Origin of the sequence: Streptosporangium sp. LJ11, assembly GCF_051918945.1 — a bacterium.
GTDB lineage: Bacteria > Actinomycetota > Actinomycetes > Streptosporangiales > Streptosporangiaceae > Streptosporangium.
The window spans coordinates 293,884-307,875 of sequence record NZ_JBPXMB010000006.1; the positions used below are offsets into that span (position 1 = coordinate 293,884).

General features: G+C 69.1%; 13 protein-coding genes. 10 read left to right on the top strand and 3 right to left on the bottom strand.

Annotated elements, in window-relative coordinates:
- A complete protein-coding gene (locus tag ACTOQ3_RS11995; protein WP_440083440.1) occupies nucleotides 1–1,182 on the bottom strand; it encodes a hypothetical protein in 1,182 nt (393 codons plus the stop codon).
- Nucleotides 1,183–1,316: 134 nt separating this feature from the next.
- Here ACTOQ3_RS11995 and ACTOQ3_RS12000 point away from each other — a divergent pair, with 134 nt between their 5' ends.
- The 7 genes from ACTOQ3_RS12000 to ACTOQ3_RS12030 all read left to right on the top strand — a co-directional run bounded on the left by ACTOQ3_RS12000 (nucleotide 1,317) and on the right by ACTOQ3_RS12030 (nucleotide 8,410).
- The gene (locus ACTOQ3_RS12000) at nucleotides 1,317–2,624 is read left to right on the top strand and encodes an activator-dependent family glycosyltransferase (RefSeq protein WP_440083441.1); all 1,308 of its coding nucleotides are present in this window, start codon (nucleotides 1,317–1,319) and stop codon (nucleotides 2,622–2,624) included.
- A 23-nt stretch (nucleotides 2,625–2,647) separates the two neighbouring features.
- Nucleotides 2,648–3,685 (top strand): cytochrome P450 family protein, encoded by a 1,038-nt coding sequence (locus ACTOQ3_RS12005; RefSeq protein ID WP_440083442.1) that lies wholly within the window; start codon nucleotides 2,648–2,650, stop codon nucleotides 3,683–3,685.
- Between the two features lie 29 nt (nucleotides 3,686–3,714).
- Nucleotides 3,715–4,014, top strand: a complete 300-nt coding sequence (locus ACTOQ3_RS12010; RefSeq protein ID WP_440083443.1) for an antibiotic biosynthesis monooxygenase family protein — start codon at nucleotides 3,715–3,717, stop codon at nucleotides 4,012–4,014.
- A gap of 114 nt (nucleotides 4,015–4,128) precedes the next feature.
- Complete coding sequence (locus ACTOQ3_RS12015) at nucleotides 4,129–4,911, top strand: SDR family NAD(P)-dependent oxidoreductase (protein WP_440083444.1); 783 nt, start codon at nucleotides 4,129–4,131, stop codon at nucleotides 4,909–4,911.
- A gap of 12 nt (nucleotides 4,912–4,923) precedes the next feature.
- Nucleotides 4,924–5,853 (top strand): aromatase/cyclase, encoded by a 930-nt coding sequence (locus ACTOQ3_RS12020; protein ID WP_440083445.1) that lies wholly within the window; start codon nucleotides 4,924–4,926, stop codon nucleotides 5,851–5,853.
- 4 nt (nucleotides 5,854–5,857) lie between these two features.
- Nucleotides 5,858–7,135: an activator-dependent family glycosyltransferase gene (locus ACTOQ3_RS12025; protein ID WP_440083446.1), complete on the top strand. Its 1,278-nt coding sequence runs from the start codon at nucleotides 5,858–5,860 to the stop codon at nucleotides 7,133–7,135.
- A gap of 6 nt (nucleotides 7,136–7,141) precedes the next feature.
- Nucleotides 7,142–8,410 (top strand): activator-dependent family glycosyltransferase, encoded by a 1,269-nt coding sequence (locus tag ACTOQ3_RS12030; protein WP_440083447.1) that lies wholly within the window; start codon nucleotides 7,142–7,144, stop codon nucleotides 8,408–8,410.
- Here ACTOQ3_RS12030 and ACTOQ3_RS12035 read toward each other — a convergent pair.
- Nucleotides 8,389–9,090: an NAD-dependent epimerase/dehydratase family protein gene (locus ACTOQ3_RS12035; protein WP_440083448.1), complete on the bottom strand. Its 702-nt coding sequence runs from the start codon at nucleotides 9,088–9,090 to the stop codon at nucleotides 8,389–8,391. The genes ACTOQ3_RS12030 and ACTOQ3_RS12035 overlap by 22 nt on opposite strands.
- Between ACTOQ3_RS12035 and ACTOQ3_RS12040 the strand changes: the two genes are divergently transcribed.
- Nucleotides 9,089–9,964: a phytanoyl-CoA dioxygenase family protein gene (locus ACTOQ3_RS12040; RefSeq protein ID WP_440083449.1), complete on the top strand. Its 876-nt coding sequence runs from the start codon at nucleotides 9,089–9,091 to the stop codon at nucleotides 9,962–9,964. The genes ACTOQ3_RS12035 and ACTOQ3_RS12040 overlap by 2 nt on opposite strands.
- A 52-nt stretch (nucleotides 9,965–10,016) precedes the next feature.
- Here the strand turns inward: ACTOQ3_RS12040 and ACTOQ3_RS12045 are convergent, their stop codons facing one another.
- Nucleotides 10,017–11,222: an acyl-CoA dehydrogenase family protein gene (locus tag ACTOQ3_RS12045; protein ID WP_440083495.1), complete on the bottom strand. Its 1,206-nt coding sequence runs from the start codon at nucleotides 11,220–11,222 to the stop codon at nucleotides 10,017–10,019.
- A gap of 224 nt (nucleotides 11,223–11,446) precedes the next feature.
- Here ACTOQ3_RS12045 and ACTOQ3_RS12050 point away from each other — a divergent pair, with 224 nt between their 5' ends.
- Entirely contained in the window at nucleotides 11,447–12,628 is a 1,182-nt protein-coding gene (locus ACTOQ3_RS12050) for a cytochrome P450 family protein (RefSeq protein ID WP_440083450.1), read from the top strand.
- A gap of 914 nt (nucleotides 12,629–13,542) precedes the next feature.
- A complete protein-coding gene (locus tag ACTOQ3_RS12055; protein ID WP_440083452.1) occupies nucleotides 13,543–13,725 on the top strand; it encodes a hypothetical protein in 183 nt (60 codons plus the stop codon).
- The last annotated feature ends 267 nt before the right edge of the window (nucleotides 13,726–13,992 follow it).

A 13,992-nucleotide genomic window follows, 5' to 3' on the forward strand; every position in this document is an offset into this window, starting at 1 on the left:
TCACCCACCGGTGTCCGTCGCGCCCAGGGCGGCCCAGGCGGCCGCGTTCATCCACGTCGGCAGGCCGGCCTCCCTGTTGACGCCTTTCTCGATGAAGACGATGTTGTGGTAGACGTGCACCCCGGTCACCGCGCGCTGGGTCAAGGTGAGCTCCTTGGCGGTGACCTCCTCGCCCTCCTGGTGGTGCAGGTCGTCCAGCAGGCCCTTGACCAGGCCGACCGACGTGTGCGGCTCCGCGGTCTCGCCGGCGCTGCCGCCGAAGCTGGGATAGTAGGCGGTCTGCAGGTCCTCGATCACGTAGACGCCGCCGTCGTTCAGATGGCCGAACAGCGTGTCGAACGACGTGCGGATGTGCTGGGCGTAGTGGCTGCCGTCGTCGATGATGATGTCGAACGGGCCGTGTTCCTTCGCCACGGCGATCAGGTCGCCGGGGTTGTTCTGGTCGCCGACCACGACCGTCAGCCGGGGCTCGCTCAGGGCCGTCTTGTCGTAGATGTCCATGCCGACGATCAGGCCGCGGTGGAAGTAGCGCTTCCACATCTGCAGCGAGCCGCCGCCGAGCTCGTCCTCGTAGCCGCCGACCCCGATCTCCAGGACGCGCACCGGCTCGTCGCGCATCGCGGCGAAGTGGCGCTCGTAGTGCGGGGTGTACCAGTGGAAGCTGGCCCACTTGTCCGACTCGTAGCGCACCGCGAGGCTGCCCAGGTCGCCGTGGTAGGCGGTCAGGCCGGACATCACGGTGCCGGTGGCCTGGCCCGAGGAGCGCACGATCTCCGGCAGCTCGGTGAAGTCGTTCTCCGGATACGGGGAGGTGGCCAGGAACGAGTTGCCGAAGTCGCCGTTGCGGCGGTGGGTGGTCCTTCCGTGCAGGCGGCGCAGGAGGCCGGCCACGTCGATGCTCAGGCGCGACCACACGATGGGATCCGGTTCGTCCACGATCCGGATGGGCTCGCCCCGGTGCACCCGCAGCACGACGGAGTGCCGCTCGTCGCGATGCCCGATGTCCAGCGCCACGTTGACCGGCTTGACGTTCACCGGCACGTCGCAGCGGAAGACGACCTCCTCGGCGAGGGCGTGGACGACCGGGCCGAGGCCGGCGTCCCGTACCAGCCGGTCGATCTCCTCGTCGGTGGCCGTCCCGGCGCGTACCAGGCGTTCGGTGAGATTGCTGCTGTCGCTCATGGTCCGAATCTGCGTGACGGGTCTCGGAATCGGCTCAAGAAAGACTCGGCGCGCCGCCACCGGCCCGCCGCGGATCGAGCCGGTCACGAGCGGCGGCCCGCACGCTGGTCACGGCCGACGAGGGGAAGAAGACCATGCGAGTGCTGTTCGTGACACTGCCGGTGAAGGCGCACCTGTACGCGCAGGTCCCGCTGGCGTGGGCGCTGCGGGCGGCGGGACACGAGGTGCGCGTCGCCAGCCAGCCCGACATGGCGGACACCATCACCGCCGCGGGCCTCACCGCGGTGCCGGTCGGCCGCGTGCTGCACCAGGAGGCGGTGAAGACGGAGAGCCGCCGCCTTCGCGAGGAGCTCGAGAAGCGCGGCGAGGAGGTCCATCCGTTCTTCCTGGAGTGGGAGCGTGAGCTGGACATCGCCGAGTTCCGCCAGGACCGGCTCACCTACGACCACCTGCACGGCGTGCACCTCGTCTGGACGCTGATCTTCCAGAACGTCTCGCCACCGGACATGATCGACGATCTCGTGGCGGCGGCGCGCGCCTGGCGGCCGGACCTGATCGTCTCCGACACGCTCATCCTCGCCGGCGCGGTGGCCGCCAGGGCGTCCGGCGCGGCGCACGCCCGCCTGCTGTACGGCCTGGACCTCGTGGGACGCGCCCGCGAGAAGTACCTGGCGATGGTGCGCGAACTGCCACGCGAGCGGCGCGACGACCCGGTCGAGGAATGGCTGACCACGGTCCTGGCGAGGTACGGGTGCCGGTTCGACGAGGGGGCGGTCGTCGGCCAGTGGAGCATCGACCCCGTGCTGCCGTCGATGCGGCTCGACGTCGACCACCGGTACGTACCGGTCCGCTTCGTGCCCTACAACGGCCCGGCCACGATCCCCGGCTGGCTGCGGGAGCCGCCGAAGCGCCGCCGGGTCTGCCTCACCCTCGGCCTGTCGCTGCGCGAGCTCATGCGCAAGGACCGGGTCTCGGTGGCGACCCTGCTGGAGGCGGTGGCGGACCTGGACGCCGAGGTGGTGGCGACGCTCAACGCCGATCAGCTCGACGGCGTGGACCGGGTGCCGGACAACGTGCGGGTGGTGGACTTCGTGCCGCTGAACGAGCTGCTGCCGACCTGTTCGGCGATCATCCACCAGGGCGGCTTCGGCCAGATGCAGAACGCGGTCGCGCACGGAGTGCCGCAGGTGATGCTGCCCAACGGCTACTGGGACACCGCGCCGAGGGCGCTGCGGCTCCAGGAGGCCGGCGCCGGCCTCTACGCGGCCGACGCCGAGCGGGCCACCGCCGGCGAGCTTCGCGGCCTGCTGGAGCGGGTGCTCACGGAGCCGTCCTTCGCCCAGGCGACGGCCCGGCTGCGCGCCGAGATGCTGGGCACACCCGCGCCCGCCGACGTCGTGCGGGTCCTCGAGCGGCTGGTGGCCGATCGAGCGGCGCTATAGCATCCCGCTCTAGCGTGCCGCGCATGAAGACGGACCCCCTGCTGGGCGACAGGCTCGTGACGCTGCGCGCCGTCCAATGGATCATGGGCCTCCGGGACGACCCCTACGCCCTGCTGCTCCGTACCGCGAGCGAGGACCCCCACGAGCTGGGGCGGCGGATACGGGACCGGGGCGAGCTGTATCGCAGCCACACCGGGGCCTGGGTGACCGCCGGGCACCGGACCGCCCGCGCGATCCTGCGCGACGGGCGCCTGAGCGCCCGCGCCCCGGTCGTCCCCGACGAGCCGATCCCCACACTGCGCGGGGTGCTGCCCCTCGACACCGGGTTCGGCGAGCCGGCGTTCCCGGAAGGGATCGCCGCGACCGAGTTCGAGGGGTTGAGCGGCCGGTTCGATCTCGCCGTCCTCGCCAGGCGGCTGGCCCTACGGGCCGTGTCCGTGCCGGACCGGCGCCGCCTCCAGGAGGCGTACGCCGGGGTGGCGGTGCTCCTGGACGCCACCATGTGCCCGCCGAGGACGGCCACCGCGCACGAGCTGCTGAGGGCGATCGCCGAACTGGGGGAGCTGACCGGCGCGGCGGTCGGCGCGGAGCTCACCGCGAACCTCATCTGCGAGACGGTGGCGGCGTTGCTGGACCGCCCGGACCAGTGGGCGGCCGTCCACGCCGACCCCGCGCTGGCGCACGCCGCGATCGGGGAGACCCTGCGATGGGCACCGCCGATACGCCTGCAGGCGCTGTTCGCGACGGAGGACCTGACCCTGGCCGGGCAGCCGGTGCGCGCGGGGGAGGAGGTCGTGATCGCGGTCGGGGCCGCCGAGCGCGACCCCGGGGCGCACCCCGACCCGGATCGCTTCGACCTCCACCGGGCGCCGACGGAACGGCTGATGCCCCCCGGGCTCGTCGGGACGCGGGTCGCCGCGGCGGCGGTCGCCACCCTGGCCGCGGAACTGCCGGGACTGCGCCGTACGGGCGACGTGCTCCGCCGCATCCGGTCCCCGGTCACCTCCGGCGTCCTGAGCTTCCCGGCCGAGGCGGCAAAGCAAGCCCACACATCAGCATAAATACCGGAAAAGATGTAAAAGGAGGCAAAGTGTCAGACGCCACCGGGGTGACCTTCGTCAACAGGTTCACCGTGCACGATTCTCCGGCGGAATTCGAGGCCGTCATCGAGAAGGCCGCGGAGTACCTGCGACGCCAGGACGGCTTCGTCCGGTACACCGTGCTGCGGCACGTCCCGAAGAACGGCGACTACCTCAACATCGCGCTCTGGCGCGACGCCGGGTCGTTCCAACGGGCGATCGCGGGCCCGGAGTTCGGGGCACTCGTCGGCGCGCTGCACAAACTCGGCAAGAGCGAGGGCGACTTCTTCGAGACGCTACTGGTCGTGTGAGCTCGCGGACCGCTCGAATCCCGGTGAGGACACCGATCGAGCACGCCACGAGCGGCGAGTGCGAGGTTTCGCAGACTGATTCGGTTTTCCCGGATGGATGCGGAGGGCGTGGTCATGGCCGATGAGACGCGGACGGCTCTTGTCACGGGTGGGACGAGCGGCATCGGACTGGCGGTGGCGCGACTGCTGGGCGGATCGGGCCTGCGGGTGTTCGTCTGCGCGCGGGACGCGCAACGGGTGGACTCGACGGTGAAGGAACTGTCGGAGGCGGGAATGGAGGCGGACGGGCGAGTGTGCGACGTCCGGTCCACGACACAGGTGGAGGCGCTGGTCGAGGCGGCGGTGAGCCGCTTCGGCGGGGTGGACGTCCTGGTGAACAACGCGGGCCGAAGCGGCGGAGGGCCGACGGCGGGAATCCAGGACGAGCTGTGGCTGGACGTGATCGACACGAATCTGAACAGCGTGCTGCGCGTGACACGGGCGGTGCTGGTGCGGGGCGGGATGCTGGAGCGAGGGCGAGGATGGATCGTGAACATCGCCTCCACCGGCGGAAAACAGGGCGTGGTGCTCGGCGCGCCGTACTCGGCCTCCAAACACGGGGTGGTGGGGTTCACCAAGGCGCTGGGACTGGAACTGGCGCGGTCGGGCGTGACGGTGAACGCGGTCTGCCCGGGTTACGTGGAGACGCCGATGGCCCAGCGGGTACGCGAAGGGTACGCGCGGGTGTGGGACGTCAGCGAGCAGGAGGTCCTGGAACGCTTCGAGGCGAAGATCCCGCTGGGGCGCTACAGCACGCCCGAGGAGGTGGCGGGCCTGGTGGGCTACTTGATCAGTGAACCGGCGGCGGCCATCACCGCACAGGCGATCAACGTCTGTGGCGGGCTCGGAAACTACTGACCGGAGGAACCCGTGACGCACCAGACCGAGCACCAGATCACCGTGTCCGCCCCGGCGCGGACCGTCTTCGACCTCATCCTGGACATCACCGCCTGGCCGCACGTCTTCCCCCCGACCGTCCACGCCGACCACCTCGAGCGCGGCGAGCACGAGGAGCGCATCAGGATCTGGGCCACGGCCAACGACGAGGTCAAGGGCTGGACCTCACGCCGCCACCCGGACCGGGAACGGCTCCGGGTCCGCTTCCGCCAGGAGGTCTCCCAGCCGCCGGTCGCCGGCATGGGCGGAGAATGGCGGATCGAGCCGCTGTCCGGCACCGAGAGCCGCGTCCGGCTCCTGCACGACTTCGAGGCCGTCGGCGACGACCCCGACAAGGTCGCCTGGATCCGGCAGGCGATCGACCGCAACAGCGAGGCCGAACTCGCGGCACTGAAGGCGGCGGCGGAACACGGGCCGGAACGCGCCGAACTGCTGATGACCTTCGACGACGTCGTACGGGTGGCCGGTCCGGCCAAAGACGTCTACGACTTCGTCCATGAGGCGAAGCACTGGCCGCAGCGACTGCCACACGTGTCCCGCGTGGTGCTCGACGAGGACGTGCCCAACGTGCAGATCCTGGAGATGGACACACGAGCCCCCAACGGCTCGACGCACACCACGAAGTCCGTGCGAATCTGCTTCCCGCACGACCGGATCGTCTACAAGCAACTACGAACGCCCGCGCTGATGTCCGCACACACCGGACAGTGGCTGATCGAGGCGGACGGCGACGAAACCGTGATCACCTCGACCCACACCGTGGTCATCGCCCCCGAGGCGATCCCCGACGTCCTCGGCGAGAACGCCACCCTCGCCGACGCCCGCGCCTTCGTCCGTGACGCACTCGGCCGCAACAGCACGACGACCATGCACCACGCGAAGACCTACGCCGAGCGGACCTGACGCGATGCGAGTCCTGTTCGTCACACTTCCATCCAAAGCCAACGTCTACCCGCAGGTCCCGGTGGGCTGGGCGCTACGGGCGGCGGGGCACGAGGTATGCGTCGCCGCCCGGCCCGAATTCGTGGACGACATCACCGCCACCGGCCTCACCGCCGTGCCGATCGGCGCACCGTTCGACCAGGCGGCGATGATGGCCGAGATCCGCGAGCGCCAACAGGACGAGACGCCGACCCCGGAAGAACTGCTGAGGATCGAGGAGACCCGCCCCGAGCGACTGACCTACGACCACATGCAGGGCATGTTCACCGCGCTGACCACGATCGTCTTCCGCAACCACTCCCCACGCGGCATGACCGACGACCTCGTCGACTTCGCCCGCGCCTGGCGGCCCGACCTGGTGATCTGGGACCCGCTGGCCTTCGCGGCCCCCGTCGCCGCGAAGGTGTGCGGCGCCGCCCACGCCCGCCTGATGTACGGCCTGGACCTCGTCGGCAGAATGCGCGAACGCTACCTGCACGAGGTGGGCAGGCGACCGGCCGCGCTGCGCGAGGACCCGCTCGAGGAATGGCTGACACCGACACTGGCCCGGTACGGCCACACGTTCACCGAGGACGCCGTGGTCGGACAGTGGACCATCGACCCGGCGCCCTCCTGGATGCGGCTACCGGTCGGCCTGCACTACGTGCCGGTACGGCACGTGGCCTACAACGGCCGCGCGATCGTCCCCGAATGGCTGCGGGAACCGCCCAAACGCCGCCGGGTCTGCCTGACCCTGGGCCTGTCCCACCGCGAGGTCCTGGGCGGCAACCAGATCTCCATCGAAGACATCCTGGCGGCGATGGACGGACTGGACGCCGAAGTGGTGGCGACACTCAACACCGGCCAGCTCGACGGCGTGGGCCGGATACCGGACAACGTGCGGGTGGTGGACTTCGTGCCGCTGAACGAACTACTGCCGACCTGCTCCGCCGTCGTCCACCAAGGCGGAACGGGCACGATGCAGACCGCCTTCGCGCACGGGGTGCCCCAGGTCATCGTCCCGCACGACCACTGGGACACCTTGCTCAAGGCCGAGCAGGTGCGGGAGTCCGGCGCAGGGCTGACGGTGCCCGACGCCGAACGGTTCACCGCCGCCGAACTGCGCGGCCTGCTGGTACGGGTGCTGGAGGAACCCTCGTTCACGCGCGACGCGGACCGGCTGCGCAGGGACGTCCTCGGCACACCCGCCCCCAGCGACATCGTGCCGCTGCTGGAACAGCTGACCGCCGAGCACAAGGAGTGACACACCGTGCGCGTCCTGTTCCAGACCCTGCCCACCAAGGCGCACGCCTTCCCGCAGGTCCCGCTCGCCTGGGCCCTACGCGCCGCCGGACACGAGGTGTGCGTCGCCAGCAGCCCCGAACTGGTGGACGACATCACCGCCAGCGGCCTCGCCGCCGTGCCGATCGGACCGGAGCTCGACCAGGCCGCCATGGCGGAGCAGAACCGCGAACGCGAGAAAGAGCTGAGCGACGACACCCCGAACCCGGAGAACCTGCTCAAACTCGACGAGCTTCGCCCCGAACTGCTGACCTACGACTTCACACACGGCCTCTTCACCGTGCTCACGACCCTGGTCCTCAAAACCTTCTCCCCACCCCGCATGATCGACGACCTCGTGCGATTCGCCCGGATGTGGAAACCGGACCTCGTGATCTGGGACACCATGGTCCTCGCCGGCCCCGTCGCGGCCAAGGCGTGCGGCGCGGCCCACGCCCGCCTCCTGTACGGCCTCGACCTCATCGGCCACATGCGCGAGCACTACCTGGCGGAAATGCTCCGACGCCCGCCGGGACTACGCGAGGACCCTCTCGAAGAGTGGCTGGCACCGACACTGGCCCGGTACGGCCACGCGTTCACCGAGGACGTGGTCGTCGGCCAGTGGACCATCGATCCCGTCCCGCAGGCCCTGCGACTGGAGACCGCGCACCTCGGCGTGCCCATGCGGGGCGTGCCGTACAACGGCCGCGCGATCGTCCCCGAATGGCTGCGGGAACCGCCCAAACGCCGCCGGGTCTGCCTGACCCTGGGCCTGTCCCACCGCGAGGTCCTGGGCGGGGACACCGCACCCGTGGCCGACCTGCTGGCCGCGATGGAAGGACTGGACGCCGAGGTGGTGGCGACCCTCACCGCGGACCAGATCGGCGGAGCGCGGATACCGGACAACGTGCGGGTGGTGGACTTCGTGCCGCTGAACGAACTACTGCCGACCTGCTCCGCCATCGTCCACCAAGGCGGCTTCGGACAGTCCCAGAGCGCACTGGTGCACGGGGTACCACAGGTGATCGTGCCGAACGGCCTGTGGGACACGATACCGAGGGCACGGCGGCTGCAGGACCTGGGCGTGGGACTGTACGGCGGAGACGTACGAGAGATGCTCGTGCGGGTGCTGCAGGAGCCGTCGTTCGCCCACGAGGCGAAACGACTGCGCCAGGAGGTGCTGGCCACCCCGGCGCCCCGCGAGATCGTGCCCGTCCTGGAAAGGCTGACCGCCGACTACCGCGTCTCCGCCAGATAACGCTCAAGGGCGTACCGATGGTACCCGCGCGCAAACGCGGCCTCCGGCACCAGCGCCCGGATCTTCTCGACCGACGGGCAATGGGAGACGTTCGCCCGCCCCAGCATGTCGTGCTCGGCGGTGACGTTCAGACAACGCTCGAGATGCTCGACCACCCGGACGATCTCCACACAGTCGCCCGACGCCACGTTCACGACCTGATTGGTCGTTCCGGTCTCCAGAAGCCGATCGAAAACGGTCACGAAATCGGCCACGTAAAGAATGTCCCTGCGAGCCCCTTCGTACACCTGGACGCGGCCCGACAATATCTGCTCGACCAACGCCGGAACCAGCCGGAAACCGGGACCGCCGGGACCGAGGACATATCCCAGCCGCAGGATGAGATGGTCCACCCCCGAGCCGCGGATCAGCCTCTCCAGGTCCAGCTTGTGCCGGCCGTACCGGGTGGACGGGACGATCGGGTCGTCCTCACGCCCCCGGCAGCCGGGCCCGCCGTACATACTCACGGTCGAGAAGAAGACAAGCGTCCGGCCCTGCCTGCGGCAACGCGGGATCGTCTCACGCACCAGCGCGATCTCGCGCTCGTGCTCGGAATCGGGAAGCTGTTGCCGGGGCACCCCCGCCGCGAGGACGACGACTCCGGGATGCACACCGCGCAACGGCCCGAGATGCCGGGCCATGAAACCGCGGCCGATTATCTCCATAACTCACTATAAAAACGCGGAATGGCGAACGACTCGAACACCGCAAAAGACGTCGAGTCCGGTTCGAGGCGCCTTTCCTAACCTGTCGGACGTGACTTCAACTGTTTCCGCGGAGACCATCGCCCGTTACAGAAGAGATGGCTTCGTGCACATTCCCAATGTGCTCGGCGAACCGGAGGTCAGGGAGTTCCTGACCGATTCGATGGCCTTGCTCGGCCAGGAGGAGAAGGTCCACTGGGAAGATGACGGCGACACCATCCTGGAGTTCGTCGAGGACGCCCAACTCAAAAGCGAGGCGATGCGCCGCCTCGCCCTCCACCCGCGCGTCACCGCCATCGCCGAACAGCTGGCCGGCGCACCGTTGCGGCTGTTCAAACTCGAACTCCTGCACAAGGGACCAGAACGGTCAAGGCCCACCGAACCCCACTTCGACGAGTTCGCCCTTCCGTTCCAGGGGGCACCGATCGGCCTGACCGCCTGGGTGGCACTGGTCGACGTCCCGGTGGAACGCGGATGCATGAGCTTCGTCCCCGGCTCCCACCTGCTGCCACCGACCGGCAACGCCTCCGACGCCTGGGACGCGTACGCCCGACCCGAGGTGGCCTGGCTGCCCCGCGTCGCGATCCCCGTACGAGCGGGCGACTGCACCTTCCACCATGTCCGGGTCGTCCACGCGGCCGGCGCCAACACGACCGACCGACCACGCGTGTCGACCACCGCGATCTACATGGACGCGGACGCGACCTACCGGCCGACGGGCAACACACACCTCGACGACCTCCCCGGCGCCGGCCCGCTGAGGCCGGGCCAGCCCCTCGACGGCGACCGCTTCCCGCTGCTGGACCCGTGACAGCGCGCAAGGAGCGGGAAAACCCGCGCGACGTCCCCGCCGCGCGGGCCCTTCACCGCCGCAGCGCCTCCTCGCCCAGGTAGTCGACGGCGTCGGGATAGGTGAAGGGATGCATGAAACTACCCGCCCGCACGTCGCGATAGAACCGGGACAACGGGTTGCCCCCCGCGTAGGAGGCACCGCCGATCGCGGTCAGGCAGTCACCGACAATGTCCGGCGCGAGACGGTTGACCATGAGCTTGGCGCGCTGGAACGCGTGCATCATCCGCCGGCCGCGCTCGCCGGGATCACCCTCGAACTCGGCGGAATAATAGTCGGCCGTCGCGTGAGCCGCCGCGACCGTCGTCCGCATCGCGTAGAGCCGGGCGTCGATCTCCGCCAGCAGCGTGCGCGTCGCACCCCCCGGCCGGCCGCGCCTGACGAGCGCGGCCACGGTGTGGTCCCGCGCAGCCTGCGCCACACCCGTGTAGATCCCCAGCATGGTGATCGAACTGACCGTCTGGCCCGCGAGCGCGGCGTCGTCGTGCGCGTCGACCGGCCCACGAAAGAAGATGTCCTCATCGGCGACGTGGCAATTCTCCATCACGACATCGACGCTGCCCGAGGCACGCATACCAAGACCGTCCCAGTTGTCCAGCACCGTCAAGCCCGGCGCCCCCCGCAGCACCAGCGCCGCCGCCGCCCGCGGCACACGACCCTCGGCATCCGCCCGCGCGGAGATCACGAAGTGCGTCGCGATCGGCGCCATGCTCGCCAGCGTCTTACGGCCGGACAACAACCAGCCGCCGCCCGGAGCGGGCGTGAGCCGGGTGACGATCCGGCCACCGCCCGCGTCCTTGACCGTCGTACAGACGACCGCCTCGCCGGAACCCATCGAGCGCAGGATGCGCCCCGCGAGCTCCCGCCCGCCATGCCGCCACTCGTAGCCGAGCGTGAGCCCACGACTGAGCTGCATGTGCAGGGCCAGCGCGGTGGAGGCATCGGCCTCGGCGACGGTGAGCAGGGCGAGACACACGTCGAACAACCGGTCCACGCCGAGCCCGCCGAACTCGGCCGGCACGGTCGCGCCGAGCACACCGTCCTTACGCAGAGCCGTGAAGACATTGACCGGGAACGTCCCCTGACGGTCATGCCCGGCCGCCTCGTCCCGGATCTGGCCAAGGTGCCCGGTAAGCAGGTCGAGCAATACGCGACCGGCGGGCGTCCTCGGCTCGCGGAGTTCTCCCGTCAGCGACGGGTCGCCGCCGTGCAGCTCCATCGAGTTCACCGCTTTCCCTCGGCTTTCCCTCGGCATGGTCGGATGTCCAACGACGATTCCACGACCCGTTCGAGAACCGGTGGACCGGCAGCCGCTCCACCGCCGTTCCACGACGTCCCCGAAACCAGCCCCGGCCCCGGGACGACCGGCCGAACCACGGTCACCACAACGGCTTAAAGCAGGATTTGAGGACCGCTCTAGCGACGCTCCCTAGCGTCAGGCCCATGACGAAGAGTGTGACGGACAGCGAACTGAGCGATGATCTGCTGACTCTCCGTGGCGTTCAATGGATCATGGGAACCAAGGACGACCCCTACGCATTGCTGCTCCGTGCGGCGAGCGACGATCCGCACGAACTCGGCCGACGGATCCGCGAGCGCGGCGCCCTCTACTGGAGCCACGCCGGGGTGTGGGTCACCGCCGACCACGAACTCGGCCGCGCCGTCCTGCTCGACCCCCGCCTCAGCCCGCGACCTCCGCAAGACGCGGAGGAGGAGACGGGGGAGGAGGCGGAACCCATGCCCTGGGACTTCCCCACCCTGAGGAAGGTCCTGCCCCTGCACGACGCCTTCGTGAACATGGACCGCGCCGACTACGACCGCCTGGCGCCGGTGAGACTCCAAGAGCCGGAGATCACCCGGCTGCACGAGGAGAGCGTCCGGCGCCTCGACGGCGAGTTCGACCTGCTGACCGGCTACGCGCTGGAGACGGCGGCCAGGGGCGCCGCCCTCCTCCTCGGCCTGCCACCGGACCGGCACGAACACTTCGCCGACCTGTGCGCCCGGTCCGCGGGCCTGCTGGACGCGACGATGTGCCCGCCCCAGCTCGGGACCGCACGCACCCTCGCCACCGCGGTCTCGGAGATCCGGGACCTGTTCACCGGCGACGCGCTCCCCGTGGGGGTACTCACCGCGGCCGTCGGCGTCGAGATCACCGCGAACCTCGTCTGCAACGCCCTGGCAGTCCTGCTCGACCACCCCGAGCAGTGGAAGACGCTGTGCGCCGACCCCGGCCTCGCCCCCGCCGCGATCGAGGAGACACTGCGGTACGCGCCGCCGGTCCGGCTGCGAAACCTGTTCGCACAGGAGGACGTCGAACTCGCGGGACAGCGGGTCGAAGCCGGCCAGGAAGTGGTGATCGCGGTCGAGGCGGCCAACAGGGACCCGCGCGCACACGCCGCCCCCGACCGGTTCGACCTCGGCAGACGGCCCGCGCCGGTACTGTTCGAAGGACCGCAGATCGACCTCGTCGCCCCCATGGCGCGGCTCCAGGCAACCGCCGCCTTACGCGCCCTCGCCACCGAACTGCCCGAGATCCGCCGCACCGGCCCCGTACTCCGCCGCCTGCGGTCACCGGTGACGGGCGGCGTCCTGGAATTCCCGGTCTCCACCGCCGGCGGGGCGTGAGCGGCCCGGCCCGAGCCGGGTGTTACGCGCCCACGCCCCATCGGTGAGATCGCCGACCGGGGGAGTGGTCCATCATCGGATCCGGAGCGGCTTGCCGGTTATGAGGGTCTTCAGTGGTGTTGACCTGCCCATATTTGTCCGCATACGTCCGTCAAAGCGAATGTTTGTTCTGGCGGTGTGGGGGAGGGGCTGCCTGGGCGCTGGCTTCGTGGATGATGGCGGTCGCTGTCATTGCGTAGTTGGAGGAACGACGCTTGATGGAGTAGGTCGAATCAGACAAATCGCTTGAATGGGGCGGATTGTTTGAGGCGATCATGATCACGGAACGGGTTGAGTGAGACGTGAGATCCGGCCACATCTATGAAGCAGTCTTCACTGAGTAGGTCGCCCGAGATGGGCGGGATCTTGCCGCTTCTTGATCGTTTTGGGTGGTCTGGTGGCTTGTGGATCTTGTTCGGCGAAATGATCAAGTGGGGGTGATCGTGCGCGGAAAGGGGCTCCGGGCGCCATGGCGCACCCGAGAGAAAACCGCACCGCGCCTTCTCGCGACAAGAAGCACTCGACGGACAAAAAATTCGCACGGCCCATTGAACGGCCCACCGCACGGCCCTATCAGCACAAAATACCTTATACCAGACAGAAACCTCATTCTGTCTGGTATAAGGTATTGTGCCGACAGGGCCTGTTCGGCGCATCGTGCAGGTTTTTGCCCTCCGAGTGCTCCCCGCTACGGGAAGGCGGAGAACGGCGCACTTCCCTCCCGGGTGCGCCATGGCGCCCGGAGTCCCTTTCCATGCACGATCATCGCCACTTGATCATTTCGCCAAACAAGATCCACCTATGCGGACCGCACAGGACCGTCCCGAATCGGGCGACCTATTCAGTGAAGGCTGCTTCATGGATGCGGCGCTCGCGTGAACCGTTCCGCGATCATGATCGCCTCAAACGATCTGCCCCATTTAAGCGATTTGTCTGATTCGACCTACTCCATCAAGCGTCGTTCCTCCAACTACGCAATGACAGCGACCGCCATCATCCACGAAGCCAGCGCCCAGGCAGCCCCTCCCCCACACCGCCAGAACAAACATTCGCTTTGACGGACGTATGCGGACAAATATGGGCAGGTCAACACCACTGAAGACCCTCATAACCGGCAAGCCGCTCCGGATCCGATGATGGACCACTCCCCCGGTCGGCGAAGATGAGGTTGTGTGACCTGCGCAGGGTGGCGAACAGGTGGTCGCGGCGGCGATCGGGACGTGGTCGTCGCCCGCCAGGATGGAGGCGACGGCTGGCGCAGCAGGGCGGGAGCGGCCCTGCTCCTGCGAGGTCACGACCGCGACGACGCTCGTCCTGCGCGGAGT

Coding starts and splice junctions, on each gene's coding strand:
- ACTOQ3_RS11995 (WP_440083440.1), bottom strand. CDS start 1,182: ATGAGCGACAGCAGCAATCTCACCGAACGCCTGGTACGCGCCGGGACG.
- ACTOQ3_RS12000 (WP_440083441.1), top strand. CDS start 1,317: ATGCGAGTGCTGTTCGTGACACTGCCGGTGAAGGCGCACCTGTACGCG.
- ACTOQ3_RS12005 (WP_440083442.1), top strand. CDS start 2,648: ATGAAGACGGACCCCCTGCTGGGCGACAGGCTCGTGACGCTGCGCGCC.
- ACTOQ3_RS12015 (WP_440083444.1), top strand. CDS start 4,129: ATGGCCGATGAGACGCGGACGGCTCTTGTCACGGGTGGGACGAGCGGC.
- ACTOQ3_RS12025 (WP_440083446.1), top strand. CDS start 5,858: ATGCGAGTCCTGTTCGTCACACTTCCATCCAAAGCCAACGTCTACCCG.
- ACTOQ3_RS12040 (WP_440083449.1), top strand. CDS start 9,089: ATGAAACCGCGGCCGATTATCTCCATAACTCACTATAAAAACGCGGAA.
- ACTOQ3_RS12035 (WP_440083448.1), bottom strand. CDS start 9,090: ATGGCCCGGCATCTCGGGCCGTTGCGCGGTGTGCATCCCGGAGTCGTC.
- ACTOQ3_RS12045 (WP_440083495.1), bottom strand. CDS start 11,222: ATGGAGCTGCACGGCGGCGACCCGTCGCTGACGGGAGAACTCCGCGAG.
- ACTOQ3_RS12050 (WP_440083450.1), top strand. CDS start 11,447: ATGACGAAGAGTGTGACGGACAGCGAACTGAGCGATGATCTGCTGACT.